The sequence below is a fragment of the Microcoleus sp. Pol8_D6 genome, assembly GCF_036700965.1.
Lineage (GTDB): Bacteria > Cyanobacteriota > Cyanobacteriia > Cyanobacteriales > Microcoleaceae > Microcoleus.
Genome location: NZ_JAUBPW010000035.1, coordinates 16,978 through 33,034 on the forward strand (window position 1 = coordinate 16,978; position 16,057 = coordinate 33,034).

Sequence of the window (16,057 nt, forward strand, 5' to 3'; positions counted from 1 at the left end):
TTTTCCCAGCATGAACAACATCCCAACTACCCCCGATCCCCTAACCAGCCACTGGGATTGCCCCGAATGCGGCGGCACCGGTATCCTCAGCCCAGAAATTTGCCCTGTTTGTCTCGGAGCAAAATACATCGATCTCGCTACAATAACGAACTGGATGCTCGATTTTATGGAATCTCGCGGCTGCGATCGAGCTGAGATCGATCGATTGCGAACCGAAAGCCCAGACCCCCTAACATTAACTTTTTGCCTCGAAGTTTGTATCGCCCTTAAATAAACAATTTACCAATTCCCTATTCCCAATATTCAGTGTCCCTTAACCGGATGTTGCCCGTAAAAAGGCAAAGCCTCCGACCAATCAGGGCGACTTCCTTGTTTCCACTCCAAATAAGCCAATTCCAACACACTAGAAACCGACCAACCCAACTCGCTACCAACTTCAATTAACTGATAAGAATTCCCCCAATTATCCAACTTTTCCTGCCAAGATTCAGGAGTCATCACCGTATCAGGAAACAACTCAGTTAAACCCGAATCTTTGTTAACTGAATAAACCGCCCCAAACAATTGTCCCCGCTGTGCAGGCATTTGCAGCGCCATATCCTCTCTCAAAAGCCCCCCCTTGTAGGGGCGGTGCCCTCGTGCCCGCCCTGGTTGGGACTGGGCGGGTTCATTTTCTTGTAGGGGCAAACCCCCCGTGGTTGCCCCGATGCCTGAAATGCCCATGAAATCATCTGTGGGTGGGGGCGGGCACGGGGGCACCGCCCCTACAAAATCGCGGGGAGGTTCAGTATTCAAAAGCCCCCCCTTAGCAAGGGGGGGTTCAGTATTCAAAAGCCCCCCCTTAGCAAGGGGGGGTTGGGGGGGTTCCGCCCAAGCGACAGCCGCCAAAGTTGAAATCGCAAAAACCGGAATATCCAACTGTTGGGCCAAAGTCCGCGCCGTCACCATACCCATCCGAGTCCCCGTGAAACCTCCGGGCCCCTTCGCCACTGCAATAAAAGCCAAATCCTGCCAAGTTTGCGGCCCAATAAACTCGACTAAATACTGATGCAAATGAGTGGCTAAATCGCGATCCAAATTCCAAGTTTGGCAGCGAGAATCCCCGGCAAAATTGCTGATGGCTAAACCGAGTTCGCGACTAGCTGTGTGCAGGGCTAAGCCGTATTTTTTAACAGATGTTCCGTCTTGGGGATTGCTATTCACGATTACTGATAATTTTCCTTAACAAAAAACAGCGGCAAAGCCACAACTAAGCAACCCAAAAGAAGACCAAATATTCCCGTATTTAAAATCCTGGAATTACCCATACCCCCACTCATCAAAAACAGCACAACTAAACTTGCAAATAAATTTTTATTTGCAAATTCTTTGTGTTGGGAAACTTGATGCTTCACCGTCATAAAACCCGACGAAACTATTAGCGCGAACCAAGAATTAAAAATGACTATTTGAGAGCCAAAGATAAACCAAACTAAGGCAAACATTAGCGCATCTATCCAAAAATCCTGAGTTTTCAACTTCGGCAGCCAAAATTCTTGGGTAGCAACAGGGGCGATTTTCTTGACTAATTGATTGTGTTGCATCCGCACGAGTTTGTTTCTCAATTTAATCTTGGGATCGATTTGCAATATTTGCTTCCACTCCGGGCGGCGAGAATTGTTGACTCTTCCCAACAGCTTCACGGCTGCGACTTTATTTAACTGCAAATCGGTGAGTCTGGTGGCAATTATTTGAGATAAGTGTGGATAGTAAACGGGGTTGTCTTCGGTTCTGTTGATGACGATATTGAGCTGTTGCTTGGCTTGACTGACTTGGATTGTAACATTGTACGGGGCGAGATCCTCTTGCAAAGCTTGCTGAATTTCGGCTTGCTGTTGGCGAGTGAAAAGCGACACACCGGGCGCGGGTGTAAGCACCCGTTCTGCTGGCATTTCCGGCGCGTCTAGCACAGGCGGTGCGTCTAAATACACCGGTTTGGGGTTCAAGTGCCGGATGACTGCTGATGCTGAACTGTAGCGCCGATTGGTGGCACTTTGAAGCATGGTGTCGAGGATGCGGCCGAAATCATCGCTAACAGCAGTCTTCAAATAATTTCGCCAAGCCCAAGAATCCTCTGTACTGTCGAACAAATCGAAGGGAGGAATTTCAGTCAGCAAGTGAATGCAGGTAACGCCCAAACTGTAGATATCGCTGGCAAAAACTGCTTTCCCCATCAATTGTTCTGGCGCTGTATAAGCAGCACTGCCGATGATTGTACCAGTTGGCTGCAAGCCGTTTGCTGTTACTTTCTTAGCTGCACCAAAGTCTACTAAAACGATATCTTTTTGGAAAGGAGAGGGTTGATAGGAATTTTCTAAGGCGGGTAAAGGGGCTGGAGATAGCCTGCGGCGAATGATATTTTCGGGTTTGATATCGCGGTGAATGACTTTGGATTTGTGGACGAAGTGGAGCACTGGCAATAAATCGTTGAGGATTTGCCGAATTTGAGTTTCGGTAAAGGCTCCTTTTTGTTCTAATTCTCTGGCTAGGTTTTTACCGTCTATAAATTCTTGTACTAAATACTGTCTCCCGTCTTGTTCAAAATGCGCGATTAATTCGGGAATCTGGGGATGTTTTCCCAAGGTTTCTAGCTGGGCTGCTTCTTGGTGAAATAGTTGAGCGGCTTTTTCGGCTGCGGTATTTTGCGGGAAAAATTGCTTGATTACACACTGCGAAAAAATCAGGGGTTTGGTTTCATCAACTGCTAGAAATGTTCTGCCAAAGCCTCCTTGCCCGATCGGCTTTATGGTTCGGTAGCGAGATGCTGATGGCGTTTCTGAGTCAAGAGTTAACAACAATTTGGAGCCGCAACTTTGGCACAATTCTGCATCCCCTGGGTTGTGCGGATTCTGACAAGTTGGGTTTAAGCAATAGCACATTGGATTTTAGATTTTAGATTTTAGATTTTAGATTTTTAATTGGGAATAGAGAATGGGGAATTGGGCATAGGGCATCGGGCATAGGTAATTGAAAATTGGAAATTGAATATTGGAAATGGAAAATTGAAAATTGGGTAAAAAGAAGAAACAAGAAAATGAGAGCGTTTTATTTTTTCGTTCTTCCTTCTTCCTTCTTCCTTCTTCCTTCTTCCTTAAGTCGGGACGAGTTCGCCTGGCCGCAATTTTGCCCATTTGCCGGTCTCTTGCTTGAAACTCTGACACCCGACTACATCCCATTCCATTTCAATTTCGTCTTGGCGGGGGCGAATGTTTACGTTGATGGTGGGTTCTACGGGGTCGAAATCGGGTGTTTCGGTGAGGTGAAGCTGTTCGTGCTGTTCTTCTACGGCGTGGTAGGTGAAGCAGCGGTCTACATAGTGGCAGTTAATACAAATACACATTCTTGATATCCTCTGTGCATTTCAAAAAGATTGGTGAAATTTGAGCTTTCTGTTAATCTAGCGTAGCAAGAGTTTAATTGTTTGTAAGGAAAGTAGATTTTTGTTGCGATGCCGATTAATTTGCCCTCTTCATTATCTCCTGATAGTTGGCCGTTTGATTTGGAACTGCTGACACCGCCTGCTTATCTGGTAGGGGGTGCGGTGCGGGATGCGTTGCTGGGCCGCCGATCGCACTATTTTGATTTGGATTTCGTTATGCTAACACGGGCCGTGAAGACTGCCCGAAAAATTGCTGATCGCACAAAAGGTGGATTTGTCTTGTTGGATGCCGAACGCCAAATTGCGCGGGTGGTGTTTGCGGGCGGTACGGTGGATTTGGCGCAAGCGGAAGGGGGGAGTCTGGAGGGGGATTTGCTGCGCCGGGATTTTCGGATAAATGCGATCGCCTACAATCCTTTTACAAGAGAAATCATCGATCCTTTGGACGGTCAAACTGATTTGCGGTTGGGTGTGCTGCGGATGATTTCGCGGTCAAATTTGGAGGACGATCCGCTAAGGTTATTAAGAGCTTACCGCCAAGCGGCGCAGTTGGGTTTTGCGATCGAACCTGAAACTCAATCGGCGATTCGGGAATTAGCGCCGCTGTTGAGTCGGGTAGCGGTGGAACGGGTGCGGACGGAATTGGGTTATTTGTTGAGCAATCCTGACGGTGTTCCTTGGATTTGTCGCGGTTGCGAAGACGGTTTGTTTTCGATTTGGTTTGAAAGTGCGATCGACCGTTTTGATATTTTGACAAAAATTGACGCATCTGCTGACAAATTAGCTGCAATTTACCCGCAATTAGGGAAGGAATTCGGGCATCAGATTCGAGATACAATTAAAACGCCTTTGTTGGCTGTCGCGAAGTTGGCTATTTTGGCAGATTCCGACCCGACAATGGCTGAAGCCCAGTTGCTGCGGTTGAAGTACAGCAATGCGGAGATTAAAAGTGCGATCGGGCTTTTGAAATACTTGCCACAATTGCAAGCCAAACCAATCGCGGAAATGTCTTTCCGAGAACAGTATTTTTTGTTTCGGGATGTGGGAATAGTATTTCCAGTTTTAGCGGTTTTGGCCGTGGCTGCGGGAGTTGCGGTTGAGGATATTTCACTGTTAATTAATCGCTATCTGGATGCTGATGATATTATTGCTCATCCCACACAATTAGTTAGCGGCAATGATTTAATGGAATATTTAAAATTGCCCAGAAGTCCGCGCATCGGTCAAGTGTTAATGGAGATTCAATTAGCGCGGGTGGAAGGAAGAATTGCGACTCGCGAAGATGCGCTGAAATTGGCGGCAGAGTTGGTTGATGTTAATTGATATTTTGCAAGTGTGGCAACAGTGCGATCGCTCAAATATTTTCTTGACAATCGTCGCTACAATTACTATTATTGAAGTGATGCTTGTCAAATAAAAATTATTAAATGCAACCTTTGAGTCTGATATCACCTGTGATTTCCGCCGAACGGGGATTGCGAGAGGTTTATCAAAGCAAATACGGCATTCTCTACCAAGAAGACTGTCTCAAGTTTTTAGGTGCTATTCCCGATTCCTGTGCAGATATTGTCTTTGCCGATCCGCCATTTAATCTCGGCAAAGATTACGGTAATGGTACGAGCGACCTGCTGAATTCCAGCGATTATCTTGCTTGGTCAAAACAGTGGCTTAAAGAAAGTATTCGAGTGCTTAAACCGGGCGGAAGTCTATTTATTTTCAACTTACCTAAATGGTGCATTGAGTACGGTGCATATTTAAACCAAGATGGAATGAACTTTCGTCACTGGATAGCTTGTAGAATGCCTAAAGCCTTTCCTCGCGGCAAGAAAATGTCTCCCGCACACTACGGATTGCTTTACTACACAAAAGGCGAACCAGCAGTTTTCAATAAAGTTTATACCCCGATTCAAGTCTGCCGACATTGCGGAGGAGAGATTAAAGATTACGGCGGACACCGCAAAAAATTAAATCCTCAAGGTATTAACTTAATGGATGTTTGGGATGCTCCCGAAGATGTCTGGGAAAATGCTTCTGAAGATATTCGAGAAGAAAATCTGTGGACTTTAATTGAGGAAATGTGGACCGATATTCCGCCAGTAAGACACCGACAGCACAAGAAAAGGGGAGCCAACGAATTAGCTCCTATCATGCTGGAACGTATCATTGCTATGGCATCGAATCCGGGACAAGTTGTAATCGATCCTTTTGGAGGTTCGGGCACTACATTTTATGCAGCAGAGAAGTTGGGTAGGTATTGGCTGGGTACAGAAATAGGCGATATTGAACCAGCCGTGAAGCGGTTACAAGACTTGGCAAATGGAAAAGTTGAAAACTGGGAATCAGCCAGGGGAAAGACCAAAAATAAAGTTAAACAAAACGAGTCAATCCAACTAGAGTTGTTTTCTTGACAACTAACATTTTATATTAAAGCGCGACCATCTGTGCCTTTAGTAATTGTAGGTACGCTGCTATCCAGGGCATCATGTTCAATAACAAATATGGCTAAAAAACCTTCTTGTATGTTAACAGCACGCCAGACATCAAAGTAAAGCTCTAGTTCCTCATAATTGCCAATTCTATCAGTCAAATAAGGGTACAGCTTGCGGCTGGGCAGAACTAATGCCGTCCCCAAAAAAATCCCTCGTAAAATACCGAGAACCAGTTTATTAACAGCACGGTGACTTGATGAGATATTTCCTGTTTTCCATTCAAAGGCAAATAAATGATTGTCTAAGATTTTGGTAGCATCTACTCGTCCAGGCGCTCTAGTTGCAAATCTGATTTTAGTTTCAAGCTGCCATCCAAAATTGTCATGAAGAGCAGCCATACAAGCATTTTTGATAGGTTTGACACCGTTTCCGTGCCTGGTGGGATTGATCGTAAAGTTTGATGCACCTACAGGCCAGGCGATCGCGTCAATAGCAATCCGTATTTCATTTTTAATAACTCCCCATTCTTGTGACTCCTCAAAGTTACCGCGACTAATAAGTGATACTTCTTGAACTATCTTCACAGCGTACTAAGCCTGTTCATTGATACTTGCTGTTAGTTCTTCCGGCAATTCAAACTTGCCATCTGCACCCGGTTCAAACTCAACAAATTTCAACACAGCATCAACATTCAGCGGCCCGTAAATGTGCGGGTAATTCTCACCCGCAGCCAATTCATACTTAAGTTCAGATTCTACTTTGTCCGAGTCAATCCAAAGCAGCAGCAATCCTGTTTGTCCCACAAAAAATTTATTAGCAGATCTAAGAACTTGTGTCAGAGTCGAACAGTGGATAAATCCTTCTGTATCTAGCGTATCTCCGCGATAGGATTGAACTTGTTTTGCTTCTTCCCACTGTTGGCTGCGGGTGATGTGAAAAATAATGCTCATAATTGAATAAGTTCTAGGTTTAATCGACAATTGGCAGCAAAATTTGAGACGGACAATTCCCGCCACAACTTACTGTCAGCGTGATAATTTTAGCATCGATCGCCCGCGCTTCACCGGGAGGCGCACCCGTTCCCGGATTCACGTCGTAAGCGGGAAAACAAGCCGCACTCAAACTCAGACGCAGCGCATTACCTTTGGCTATTTGCATACAAGTTGCTTGCAGCACAATTCTTACAGGTGTTTCACCTGAATTTACCCGCACGTAACCTTGACTAAAATTGTAGACACTGCCACTATCTTTTATCTCAGAAAGTATGGCACACAAATCAAAACTCGGCGCATCTGCTGTACAAAATACTTCGACAGTTATATCTCCAGCTAAGTGCAAATCTGCAGTTAGCGGTGCCGAAGTATATGTTAAAACATCGGTGCGGCCGTCAATTGTCGATCGCTCCATCGAACCGGCAGGAAATGCAGCGTGCCCTCCCAAGGATGGCACCGGCCGCCAAGGGTCATGGACGAATATATCCTCAGTGCAAACATCCGGGCAACAATCTGTTAAAATACCCGCATCTTCTCTCATCGCGGCAAGTCCATTACTTGCTAAAAAATAAGATTTATGATTATTATTAGGCCATTTATCAAATTTCCGCCAATCATTCCTCCCCATCTCAAATAGCGAAATCGGTCGCTCGTCTAATATTCCTGTATCAACTCCTTTGAGGAAGCGATCGAACCAGCGAATTTGCAACTCATCCACAGGATTTGAAGCTGCAAAACCATAGTCCAACGCTCCCACTTTTCGCCCCCAAGGTAAATGCGCCCAAGGGCCAATTATCAAATGCTGCGGACAAGAACTGCGGCTTGCCATTTCCTTGTAAAGATGAATTGTTCCCCGCAAATAAGTATCAAACCAACCGCCAACGTGCAGCATTGGCAAGTCTAAATCTGTGATGTTTGGCGATAACTTTTCCCAATACTCGCTCGGTCGATAATTATCCAACCAATCGTGATAATACGAGTCTGGAGCCAGATTTTTAAGAATCTCAGGACGCGCCGGCACGGTATCGTATAGCGGGAGATTTCTGGAAGCTGCATAAAAGGCTTGATAGGCAGAAATATCGCCTTTTAAGCGAGCGGTTTCTGCCGCTAGCTGAATTGCCCAGCCGAGATTGGATTGCAGGCAAAATGCGCCACCTTCATAGGCCCAATCTGCATATAAATTGCAGCCTACCATTGCCGGACAAATTGTGATTAATGCGCTGGGTTTAGCAGCCGCCGCGTAGAGTTGAGTCATGCCTTGGTAGGAAAAACCGTACATTCCGACTTTCCCGTTACTTCCCGGCAAATTAGCTGCCCAATTGACGCTATCAAAACCGTCTTGTGTTTCGCTAACAAATAGGTTAAATTCCCCTTCGGAAGTGCCGCGTCCCCGCACGTCTTGGATGACAACGATGTAGCCGTGTTTGGCGTACCATGCGGGATGGGAATATACTACTGTAGAGGCGAGATCCCTTCCGTAAGGTTGCCGCATTAATAATACTGGAAATTCGCCCTCCGCATCGGGGCGGTAGATGTCAGCATCTAAACGAACCCCATCTTTAGTTAGCATTGACGCTGTTTCTTTCGGACAAAGTTTCAGCATAAATCCTAAAAAACATCAACTAAAAAAGTTCGTAGTAAGGGCTTTAGTGGTTTTTCTAAAGAATCCAGTCCTTACTACAAACCTAGGAATCAAGTTCTTACTACAAACCTAGCACGGTACGAGTACATCCGATCGCCCCAGAACTCTCATATCCTCCTCATCGAGTTCGACTGGTGTACCGCTGCGAATTAGTTCCACAAAATCCTCATTCGGCACCATGATGCACAAAGCGTACAAACGTTCATTGCCCGTATTTTCAATTACGTGAGTGCCCGTTGGAGGCACTAACAAACTATCTCCAGGTTGAATACTAACTGTTTTGCCGTCGCAGGTTGCTTGCCCTCTTCCTTTGAGTACAAAAAACATTTCTACTGCGAATTGATGGCGGTTGGGAGGAGTTTTGCCCCCCACATCGAAAATCTCCACGCAAACTGTTAATGAAACATTCGCTATTACCGGATCGAAGACGATAGCTAATCTATTAGTATCGCCCGGACTGATGCGAAATGCTTGGTAGTCTTTCGGAGACTTTATAATAGGAATCACGCACTGGTTTGTCATTTTTTTATTGTTAGTTGTCAGTGGTTATGTTTCTGCTGTCATTAGTGAGAATCCAGAGTCATTAGTCCGCCGCTCAACCTCCAAAGTTTATTGATTTCACAGGAGAGTTCGCTGTCAGAGCAGGAAGCGAGATATAGGCTTTGCTGTGCGAGACTCTCGCACTCCTAAAAAACGCTTTTTATACTCCAGAGGGATACTCCCCTGATGACTGCTATTTAATTGCTTCTAACATAGCCTGAGAATCCGACAAAAAACCAAAACATTGTTTAACGTTATAAAGAGTAGCTTGCCAGCAATACTCCGGAGATGTCGTCGCTGTACAATCTTTGACTAAAATACAGTCGTAACCGAGGAAATTAGCATCTTGCAGCGTAGCCATGACGCACTGATCGGCGTTTACTCCTCCGAAGAAAAGTGTAGTTCTGCCGAGGTTCCGCAAGATACTATCTAAAGGAGTATCCCAAAAGCCGCTCATTCGATATTTATCAACACAAATATCCTCCGGTTTGGGTTTTAATTCATCGACAACCTGCGCCGCCCAACTCCCTGCCATCAGTACAGGTGCGTTGTTTTTTGGCAGCGGATCTCCCAAACCTACGCCGTCGCCTGTGGGATTGTAAACGTGACGGGAAGCTGCACTAATATTGAGTAAATCGGGGCGGTTTCCCCAGTTTATCCAAATAATTGGTACTGCGTGCGATCGCAATTTTGGCAGTAAATTTGTTAAAGGATTAATTGGAGTTCTTGCAGGCGTTACATCTACGCCAATATGTGCTAGCCAACCGTCGGGATGACAGAAATCGTTTTGCATATCTATCACCAACATTGCTGCTTTTGCTAAGTCCAAACGCAGGGTTTTAGTTTCTGTTTCCAGGGTAACAGGTTGAGGCGCGATCGGCGATCGGGTAATATCAGCAATTTTGGCATCAACTTTCCAAGCATTCGGCGGTACGCCCAAGGTGCGGAGAGAATCAGGATTCATATTGATTTTGACTCAAAAACAATTTCAATCTTATAACTATTTGATTGTCACTAACTTGTCATATCTTAAATCTTGGTTATAATTAAGTATCAGCGGCAACTATTTGAGAGTTTTTATGATTTATTAACTTTATTACAGGCGACCGCCAATGTTAGCGCCGTGGAATCATACAATAAAAATTAATATAAATTTACAAAAAGGGTAAATCTATGAGCTTTACAATTCAAAATGCTTTAATTCCGGTTGATAGTGGTTATGAAACTGCAGATGTGCAAGTGGTGCATAATTGCATAAGTGCGATCGCGCCCAATTTAGAGCCGGCGGGAACAGTTATCGATGGCAAAAATAAGCTGCTGCTGCCCGGTTTTGTCAACGCGCACACTCACTCTTCAGAAATGTGGCAACGAGGCATCATTCCCCCTTTGCCACTGGAGTTGTGGATTGCCGAATTATACGATTTTACGCCTCTAGAACCCGAACAAATTTATTTGAGTGCCTTGGGAACTGCGGTAGAAACATTGCTGTCGGGCGGTACAAGCGTAGTCGATCATTTAGTTTTGATTCCGGGGCAAGAATTAGAGACAATCGCCGCCGCAGTTCGCGCTTATCAAGAAATCGGCATCCGCGCTTTTATCGGGCCGTTAATTCAAGATGAATCCCTGACAGCGGGAATGCCTTCTGGCGATAGCGGCATCGAACACGCCGCTTACATTCGATCGACTAAGGCAACTTTAGAGTTAATGGAAGAAGCCATAAAACAGTTTCACAATCCCGAAAAAGGTGTTAATATGTTGTTGGCGCCGACGGGAATTCAACTGTGTTCCGATGCTTTGTTTGAAGGCTGCATCGAATTGAGCGATCGCTACAACCTTTGCCGTCACGCCCACCTCTTGGAAACTCCCGCTCAAAAACAGTTAGCTCACGAAAAATACGGCTGTAGCGCTGTCGAACACCTGCAAAGAATTGGTTATTTGAGTCCGCGAACTTCCTTAGCGCACTGCGTTTGGCTGGACGATTCTGACATTGCGATTATGGCAGAAACGGGATCGACAGTCGTACACAATCCCCTCAGTAACTTGCGACTAGGAAGCGGGATTGCACCAATTTTGAAATACCGTCAAGCAGGAGTCAACGTATCTTTTGGCTGTGACGGCGCTGCTAGCAATGACTCTCAAGATTTGCTGGAAGCGATTAAAATTGGTTCGATTTTGCACAATATCACGGATTTGGATTACCGCCAATGGATTACACCGCGCCAGTCTGTAGAAATGGCATCCCTGGGAGGAGCAAAAGGCTTGAATCTCGCCGATGAAATGGGTTCGTTGACAGTCGGTAAAAAAGCAGATTTTGTGCTGTATGATTTAACCAGTTTATCATTGCTGCCGCGCACCGATCCGATCGGCTTGCTGATTTTGGGACGCCCGACTAATGCGGTAGACAGCGTTTGGGTAAACGGCAAAAAAATTGTCGCAGAAAGTAAGGTAAAAACGATCGATGTTGATGCTTTGAGGCGGGAATTATTCGATCGCAGCGAGTGGAATAGCAAGCGTCAATCGCAAACAGTGAGTGAGATTGAAGCCCATTACCGCCAAGTGATGAAACTGCAAGGTTATTCTTAGTAGGGTAAAACTCACATCTTGCACCATTCTCAAGAACAGGCATCTTGCCTGTTCTTGAGAATGGTGCTATTGAGTGAGGTAAAATAGAACTCTCACAATAATCATATTTGCGAAAAATTAATGATTAAACTGCACAAATGGCAGCGGATACTGGCTTTAATAGTTGTTTTTACGATCGCCCTTACCTCCTCCGCGATTTTATCCCCCCGTCTCTTGGCTCAAACCCCGCCCACCACCCCAACAACCGAAGTGCGCGGCGTCTGGCTGACGAACATTGACAGCGAGGTTATGTTCTCCCGCAACAACATCATTGACGCTGTAAATCGACTCGAACGACTCAATTTTAATACCATCTATCCCACGGTTTGGCAAGGAGGCTATACGCTTTATCCGAGTGCTGCTGCCCAACGAGTATTCGGACAGTCGATCGACCCCTCGCCCGGATTGAAAGACCGAGACATCCTCAAAGAAATTATAGCACAATCCCACCAAAAAGGTATAGCAGTAATCCCCTGGTTTGAGTTTGGTTTCATGGCTCCCGCCGAATCGGAATTAGCCACACTTCACCCAGAGTGGCTGGCGCAGCGGCGCGACGGTTCAACTATTTGGAAAGAAGGTCAACACGATCGAGTTTGGCTGAATCCCTTTCATCCCGAAGTTCAGCAATTTATTTTAGATTTAATCATAGAAATTGTCGATAATTATGATATAGATGGCATTCAATTTGACGACCATTTCGGCTTGCCTGTAGAATTTGGCTACGAGCCACAAACAGTGTTAATGTATCAAGAACAAATCAAAAGTCCTCCCTCCGACGACCCCCGCGAAACCTTCTGGGTGCGCTGGCGCGCTGACAAAATCAACGACTTCGTGGGGCGAGTTTCCAGCGCCATCAAATCCCGCAAAGAAAAATGTATTGTCAGCTTATCTCCGAACCCTTTTCACTTTTCTTTGCCCGCCCACTTGCAGGACTGGTTTACCTGGGAAAGACGCGGCTACATCCAAGAAATTGTGTTGCAGGTTTATCGCAGCGATATCACGCGTTTTAGTGCCGAACTGGAACGGGAAGAAGTTAAACTGGCTAAACTTAACATTCCAACTGCGATCGGCATTTTAACTGGTCTTAAAAATAATTCTGTGCCCCTCAAACAAATTCAAGAACAAGTGCAAGAAGTGCGAAAAAGAGATTTCGCTGGCGTGTCGTTCTTTTTCTACGAAAGTTTGTCGAATTGGGCTAACGAAACCCCCGAACAGCGCAATTCGGCATTGCAAGAATTCTTTCCCACAAAAATGCAGCGCCCGCCATCTGAAGCCAGAATTTGAAACCCACGGTTAAAATGAGAAAAAGCATACAGCGCTTAGGAATTGTCATCTTATCTTTAAGCGCTTTCCTAACAATTGGCTATTTCACTCCCAGAAAGTGGGGAAATTACTCGCAAGCAGATTGCACAATTTCTCTATACATTTCCAACCAAGGCATTCACACCGAAATCATCGTTCCAGTTAAAAATGAATATTTTGACTGGAATCAATTTTTACCGCTAAGAGAAATAGGGCGGGATGCCAGTTCTGATTATAAATATTTGTCTTTTGGCTGGGGAGATCGAGCTTTTATGCTCGAAACTCCCACATCAGGAAGTATCAACCCAGTTACAGCTTTCAAAGCCTTATTTCTCCTTACTCCGTCTACCCTACACGTTCAAAGTTATCGGGTTATCCCCCAAAATATAGAAACCAAATGTGTTAGAATCAGCGGCAAAAATTATCTGAAGATGGTAGATTTTATTAAAAATTCATTTCAATTAGATGCAGCAGGGAAGAAAATGAAAATTAGCTACGGCTACGGTAACAGCGACAGTTTTTATGAGGCAAAAGGCAGTTACTATATTTTGAGAACTTGCAACGACTGGACGGCGGAAGCTTTGCAAAAAGCCGATGTCAATACTCCTTTATGGTCAACGCTTTCTTCGGCGATTATGTTTCATCTGAATAGCGGTTGCGAATGTCAAGAATAAATGGCAATAGGTAATACAATTTTAGATTTTATATTTTAGAATTCGGAAGGAATAATTATGTCTGAGTTTGGAGATTGCCCAAAGTTGCATTCTTTTTTTTAACTGGTATAATTAGCAATTTGAGGAAAAATCATGAATGTAATTCCAGCGATCGACTTATTGGATGGAAAATGCGTCAGATTGTATCAGGGAGACTACGCGAAGTCTCAAACTTTTAACGATAACCCCGTCGAAGTCGCCAGACAGTGGGTAAATGAAGGCGCAACCATGCTGCATTTAGTAGACCTCGACGGCGCTAAAGCTGGTCATCCAGTCAACCAAGCCGCCATTGAAGCGATCGTCCGATCAGTAGACGTTCCCTGTCAAGTAGGTGGCGGAATGCGCGATCGCGCTTCTGTTGCTGCTATCCTCAATTTAGGCGTCCGGCGCGTCATTCTCGGCACTGTCGCTGTCGAACAACCGCAATTAGTCGGCGAATTGTGCGCCGAATTTCCCGGTCAAATTCTGGTGGGAATAGATGCCAGAAATGGTAAAGTTGCGACTAGAGGCTGGCTAGAAACTTCGGAAGTTTTAGCAACAGAATTGGCGCAAAAAATGGCCGAGTTAGGGGCGGCTGAAATTATTTACACCGACATTCACCGCGACGGTACTATGGAAGGGCCGAATTTGGAATCTTTGCGCGAAATTGCTAACGCTATTTCAATTCCGGTGATTGCTTCCGGTGGCGTTAGTTCGATCGCAGATTTGTTGAGTTTGCTGGCTTTGGAACCAATTGGTGTCAAAAGTGCGATCGTCGGTAGGGCAATTTATACCGGCGATATATTGCTAAAAGAAGCAATTCAAGCAGTCGGACAAGGGCGGTGGCAGGATGTACCGCCAGATTTAGGTTCTTCAAGTTTTGCTTGATAGTGATGTCGAGTTAACTGGCTACCCCATATGTAACAGTTATCTATTTCCGACTCACAATCAACAGTCAACAGTCAACAGTCACCGTAGAATCGTATTTCTTACCATCATCGTAACCATGTTTTTGAACCATACAATTACAGCTTTAAGTTCTGGGATGGCATCCCTAGTTGCTCCCATACCTTTGTTAGCAACAGTCGAGGCCGAAAATTCGCCGATCGTCCTCAGCGGAGTTTTGCTCACTTTGGTAGTGATTTATATCGCCAGTAAAATCGGCGCAGAAGTGGCTCTAAAGTTTGATTTTCCGCCGGTTTTGGGTGAACTTGTAGCAGGGGTAATTGTTGGCGTATCTGCTTTACACCTAGTCGTTTTTCCCGGAAGCGGGCTGTCAGCATCCAACTCAGGGATTATGACAGTTCTGCAATCGATTAATCATCTGTCTCCTGCCGCCCTCACCAGTGTCTTTGAATCGCAGAGTGAAGTCATTGCAGTGCTAGCTGAATTAGGCGTGATTATTCTGCTGTTTGAAATTGGCTTAGAGTCGGATCTCAAACAACTGAAAGCAGTGGGAATTCAAGCCACCGTTGTCGCCTGCGTAGGTGTGGCAGTTCCCTTTGCCGCTGGTACTGCGGGCTTGATGATAATTTTCCACACGGCGGCGATTCCGGCGATTTTTGCAGGGGCTGCTTTGACGGCAACCAGCATCGGAATTACCTCCAAAGTGTTGTCTGATTTAGGACAACTGAGCTCTAAAGAAGGTCAAATTATTGTCGGTGCGGCGGTGATTGATGATGTGCTAGGAATTATTGTCCTGGCTGTTGTCGCCAGTTTAGCGAAAACCGGTGAGATTGATGTTGTTAATGTCATCTATTTGATTGTTAGTGCAACTGCGTTTCTGCTAGGTTCGATTCTGTTGGGGGGCATCTTCGACAAAACCTTCTCGGCGGTGGTGGGTCAACTCAAAACTCGCGGCAATATTCTCATCCCGGCATTTATTTTTGCTTACTTCATGGCTTTTCTGGGCAATGCAATTCATCTCGAAGCGATTTTGGGTGCCTTTGCTGCGGGCTTGGTTTTGGATGAAAGCGATGCCCGCAACGAGTTGGATGAATTGGTGAAACCCATCGCCGATTTATTTGTACCCATCTTTTTTGTGACGGTGGGGGCTCGGGCGGATTTGGGAGTTTTGAACCCAACAGTGCCGGATAATCGCGCGGGGCTTTTGATTGCGGTATTTTTGATTGCGGTGGCGATTGCGGGCAAGTTGGTGACAGGTTGGGCAGTGTTTGGTCAGCCGGGAATTAATCGATTGGCGATCGGAGTGGGGATGATTCCTCGGGGCGAAGTCGGGTTAGTGTTTGCCGGCATCGGTTCGGCGAGTGGGGTTTTGGATAAACCGTTAGAAGTCTCGATTATTATCATGGTGATTCTGACGACTTTTTTGGCTCCGCCTTTTCTGCGGGTTGCCTTTGGCGATACGGTAGAGCCTCCTGCTAGTGGGGAACTTTCTAGCGAGAAAATAGTTTGATTGA

The 16,057-nt window shown here is 45.5% G+C and carries 16 protein-coding genes; 8 read left to right on the top strand and 8 right to left on the bottom strand.

The window, feature by feature from the left end; all coding sequences use genetic code 11:
* The first annotated feature begins 10 nt into the window (after positions 1–10).
* Positions 11–274: a hypothetical protein gene (locus QUA10_RS15610; RefSeq protein WP_333084263.1), complete on the top strand. Its 264-nt coding sequence runs from the start codon at positions 11–13 to the stop codon at positions 272–274.
* A gap of 29 nt (positions 275–303) precedes the next feature.
* Here QUA10_RS15610 and tsaB read toward each other — a convergent pair whose 3' ends face one another.
* From tsaB to QUA10_RS15625, 3 genes are all read right to left on the bottom strand, one after another.
* Positions 304–1,203 (bottom strand): tRNA (adenosine(37)-N6)-threonylcarbamoyltransferase complex dimerization subunit type 1 TsaB, encoded by a 900-nt coding sequence (gene tsaB, locus QUA10_RS15615; RefSeq protein WP_333084262.1) that lies wholly within the window; start codon positions 1,201–1,203, stop codon positions 304–306.
* A 2-nt stretch (positions 1,204–1,205) separates the two neighbouring features.
* Positions 1,206–2,918: a serine/threonine-protein kinase gene (locus tag QUA10_RS15620; RefSeq protein ID WP_333084260.1), complete on the bottom strand. Its 1,713-nt coding sequence runs from the start codon at positions 2,916–2,918 to the stop codon at positions 1,206–1,208.
* A gap of 212 nt (positions 2,919–3,130) precedes the next feature.
* On the bottom strand, positions 3,131–3,379 hold the full coding sequence (locus tag QUA10_RS15625) for a Ycf34 family protein (protein WP_006632635.1): 249 nt from the start codon (positions 3,377–3,379) through the stop codon (positions 3,131–3,133).
* 108 nt (positions 3,380–3,487) lie between these two features.
* Here QUA10_RS15625 and QUA10_RS15630 point away from each other — a divergent pair, with 108 nt between their 5' ends.
* Together QUA10_RS15630 and QUA10_RS15635 are read left to right on the top strand one after the other, a co-directional pair.
* Positions 3,488–4,741 (top strand): CCA tRNA nucleotidyltransferase, encoded by a 1,254-nt coding sequence (locus QUA10_RS15630; RefSeq protein ID WP_333084258.1) that lies wholly within the window; start codon positions 3,488–3,490, stop codon positions 4,739–4,741.
* Between the two features lie 104 nt (positions 4,742–4,845).
* Positions 4,846–5,826: a site-specific DNA-methyltransferase gene (locus QUA10_RS15635; protein WP_333084256.1), complete on the top strand. Its 981-nt coding sequence runs from the start codon at positions 4,846–4,848 to the stop codon at positions 5,824–5,826.
* 11 nt (positions 5,827–5,837) lie between these two features.
* Here the strand turns inward: QUA10_RS15635 and QUA10_RS15640 are convergent, their stop codons facing one another.
* From QUA10_RS15640 to QUA10_RS15660, 5 genes are all read right to left on the bottom strand, one after another.
* The gene (locus QUA10_RS15640) at positions 5,838–6,431 is read right to left on the bottom strand and encodes a restriction endonuclease (protein ID WP_333084255.1); all 594 of its coding nucleotides are present in this window, start codon (positions 6,429–6,431) and stop codon (positions 5,838–5,840) included.
* Positions 6,432–6,437: 6 nt separating this feature from the next.
* Entirely contained in the window at positions 6,438–6,797 is a 360-nt protein-coding gene (locus QUA10_RS15645) for a DUF952 domain-containing protein (RefSeq protein ID WP_333084254.1), read from the bottom strand.
* Positions 6,798–6,816: 19 nt separating this feature from the next.
* Complete coding sequence (locus QUA10_RS15650; RefSeq protein ID WP_333084253.1) at positions 6,817–8,409, bottom strand: CocE/NonD family hydrolase; 1,593 nt, start codon at positions 8,407–8,409, stop codon at positions 6,817–6,819.
* A 141-nt stretch (positions 8,410–8,550) separates the two neighbouring features.
* Positions 8,551–9,003: a cupin domain-containing protein gene (locus QUA10_RS15655; protein ID WP_333084252.1), complete on the bottom strand. Its 453-nt coding sequence runs from the start codon at positions 9,001–9,003 to the stop codon at positions 8,551–8,553.
* 211 nt (positions 9,004–9,214) lie between these two features.
* Entirely contained in the window at positions 9,215–9,985 is a 771-nt protein-coding gene (locus tag QUA10_RS15660; protein WP_333084250.1) for a cysteine hydrolase family protein, read from the bottom strand.
* Positions 9,986–10,194: 209 nt separating this feature from the next.
* On the opposite strand from QUA10_RS15660, the gene QUA10_RS15665 reads away from it, so the two are divergent.
* The 5 genes from QUA10_RS15665 (at position 10,195) to QUA10_RS15685 (ending at position 16,053) form a co-directional block, all read left to right on the top strand.
* On the top strand, positions 10,195–11,604 hold the full coding sequence (locus tag QUA10_RS15665) for an amidohydrolase (RefSeq protein WP_333084248.1): 1,410 nt from the start codon (positions 10,195–10,197) through the stop codon (positions 11,602–11,604).
* Positions 11,605–11,724: 120 nt separating this feature from the next.
* On the top strand, positions 11,725–12,927 hold the full coding sequence (locus QUA10_RS15670; RefSeq protein ID WP_333084247.1) for a glycoside hydrolase family 10 protein: 1,203 nt from the start codon (positions 11,725–11,727) through the stop codon (positions 12,925–12,927).
* Positions 12,928–12,941: 14 nt separating this feature from the next.
* Positions 12,942–13,619, top strand: a complete 678-nt coding sequence (locus tag QUA10_RS15675) for a TIGR02117 family protein (RefSeq protein ID WP_333084246.1) — start codon at positions 12,942–12,944, stop codon at positions 13,617–13,619.
* Between the two features lie 132 nt (positions 13,620–13,751).
* Positions 13,752–14,525: a 1-(5-phosphoribosyl)-5-[(5-phosphoribosylamino)methylideneamino]imidazole-4-carboxamide isomerase gene (hisA, locus tag QUA10_RS15680; protein ID WP_333084245.1), complete on the top strand. Its 774-nt coding sequence runs from the start codon at positions 13,752–13,754 to the stop codon at positions 14,523–14,525.
* Between the two features lie 118 nt (positions 14,526–14,643).
* The gene (locus QUA10_RS15685; RefSeq protein WP_333084244.1) at positions 14,644–16,053 is read left to right on the top strand and encodes a cation:proton antiporter; all 1,410 of its coding nucleotides are present in this window, start codon (positions 14,644–14,646) and stop codon (positions 16,051–16,053) included.
* The last annotated feature ends 4 nt before the right edge of the window (positions 16,054–16,057 follow it).

Excerpts from the sequence above, each read along its gene's own strand:
- QUA10_RS15610 (WP_333084263.1), top strand. The coding sequence starts at position 11 with ATGAACAACATCCCAACTACCCCCGATCCCCTAACCAGCCACTGGGAT.
- QUA10_RS15620 (WP_333084260.1), bottom strand. The coding sequence starts at position 2,918 with ATGTGCTATTGCTTAAACCCAACTTGTCAGAATCCGCACAACCCAGGG.
- QUA10_RS15625 (WP_006632635.1), bottom strand. The coding sequence starts at position 3,379 with ATGTGTATTTGTATTAACTGCCACTATGTAGACCGCTGCTTCACCTAC.
- QUA10_RS15630 (WP_333084258.1), top strand. The coding sequence starts at position 3,488 with ATGCCGATTAATTTGCCCTCTTCATTATCTCCTGATAGTTGGCCGTTT.
- QUA10_RS15635 (WP_333084256.1), top strand. The coding sequence starts at position 4,846 with ATGCAACCTTTGAGTCTGATATCACCTGTGATTTCCGCCGAACGGGGA.
- QUA10_RS15645 (WP_333084254.1), bottom strand. The coding sequence starts at position 6,797 with ATGAGCATTATTTTTCACATCACCCGCAGCCAACAGTGGGAAGAAGCA.
- QUA10_RS15650 (WP_333084253.1), bottom strand. The coding sequence starts at position 8,409 with ATGCTAACTAAAGATGGGGTTCGTTTAGATGCTGACATCTACCGCCCC.
- QUA10_RS15655 (WP_333084252.1), bottom strand. The coding sequence starts at position 9,003 with ATGACAAACCAGTGCGTGATTCCTATTATAAAGTCTCCGAAAGACTAC.
- QUA10_RS15660 (WP_333084250.1), bottom strand. The coding sequence starts at position 9,985 with ATGAATCCTGATTCTCTCCGCACCTTGGGCGTACCGCCGAATGCTTGG.
- QUA10_RS15665 (WP_333084248.1), top strand. The coding sequence starts at position 10,195 with ATGAGCTTTACAATTCAAAATGCTTTAATTCCGGTTGATAGTGGTTAT.
- QUA10_RS15670 (WP_333084247.1), top strand. The coding sequence starts at position 11,725 with ATGATTAAACTGCACAAATGGCAGCGGATACTGGCTTTAATAGTTGTT.
- QUA10_RS15675 (WP_333084246.1), top strand. The coding sequence starts at position 12,942 with ATGAGAAAAAGCATACAGCGCTTAGGAATTGTCATCTTATCTTTAAGC.
- hisA (WP_333084245.1), top strand. The coding sequence starts at position 13,752 with ATGAATGTAATTCCAGCGATCGACTTATTGGATGGAAAATGCGTCAGA.
- QUA10_RS15685 (WP_333084244.1), top strand. The coding sequence starts at position 14,644 with ATGTTTTTGAACCATACAATTACAGCTTTAAGTTCTGGGATGGCATCC.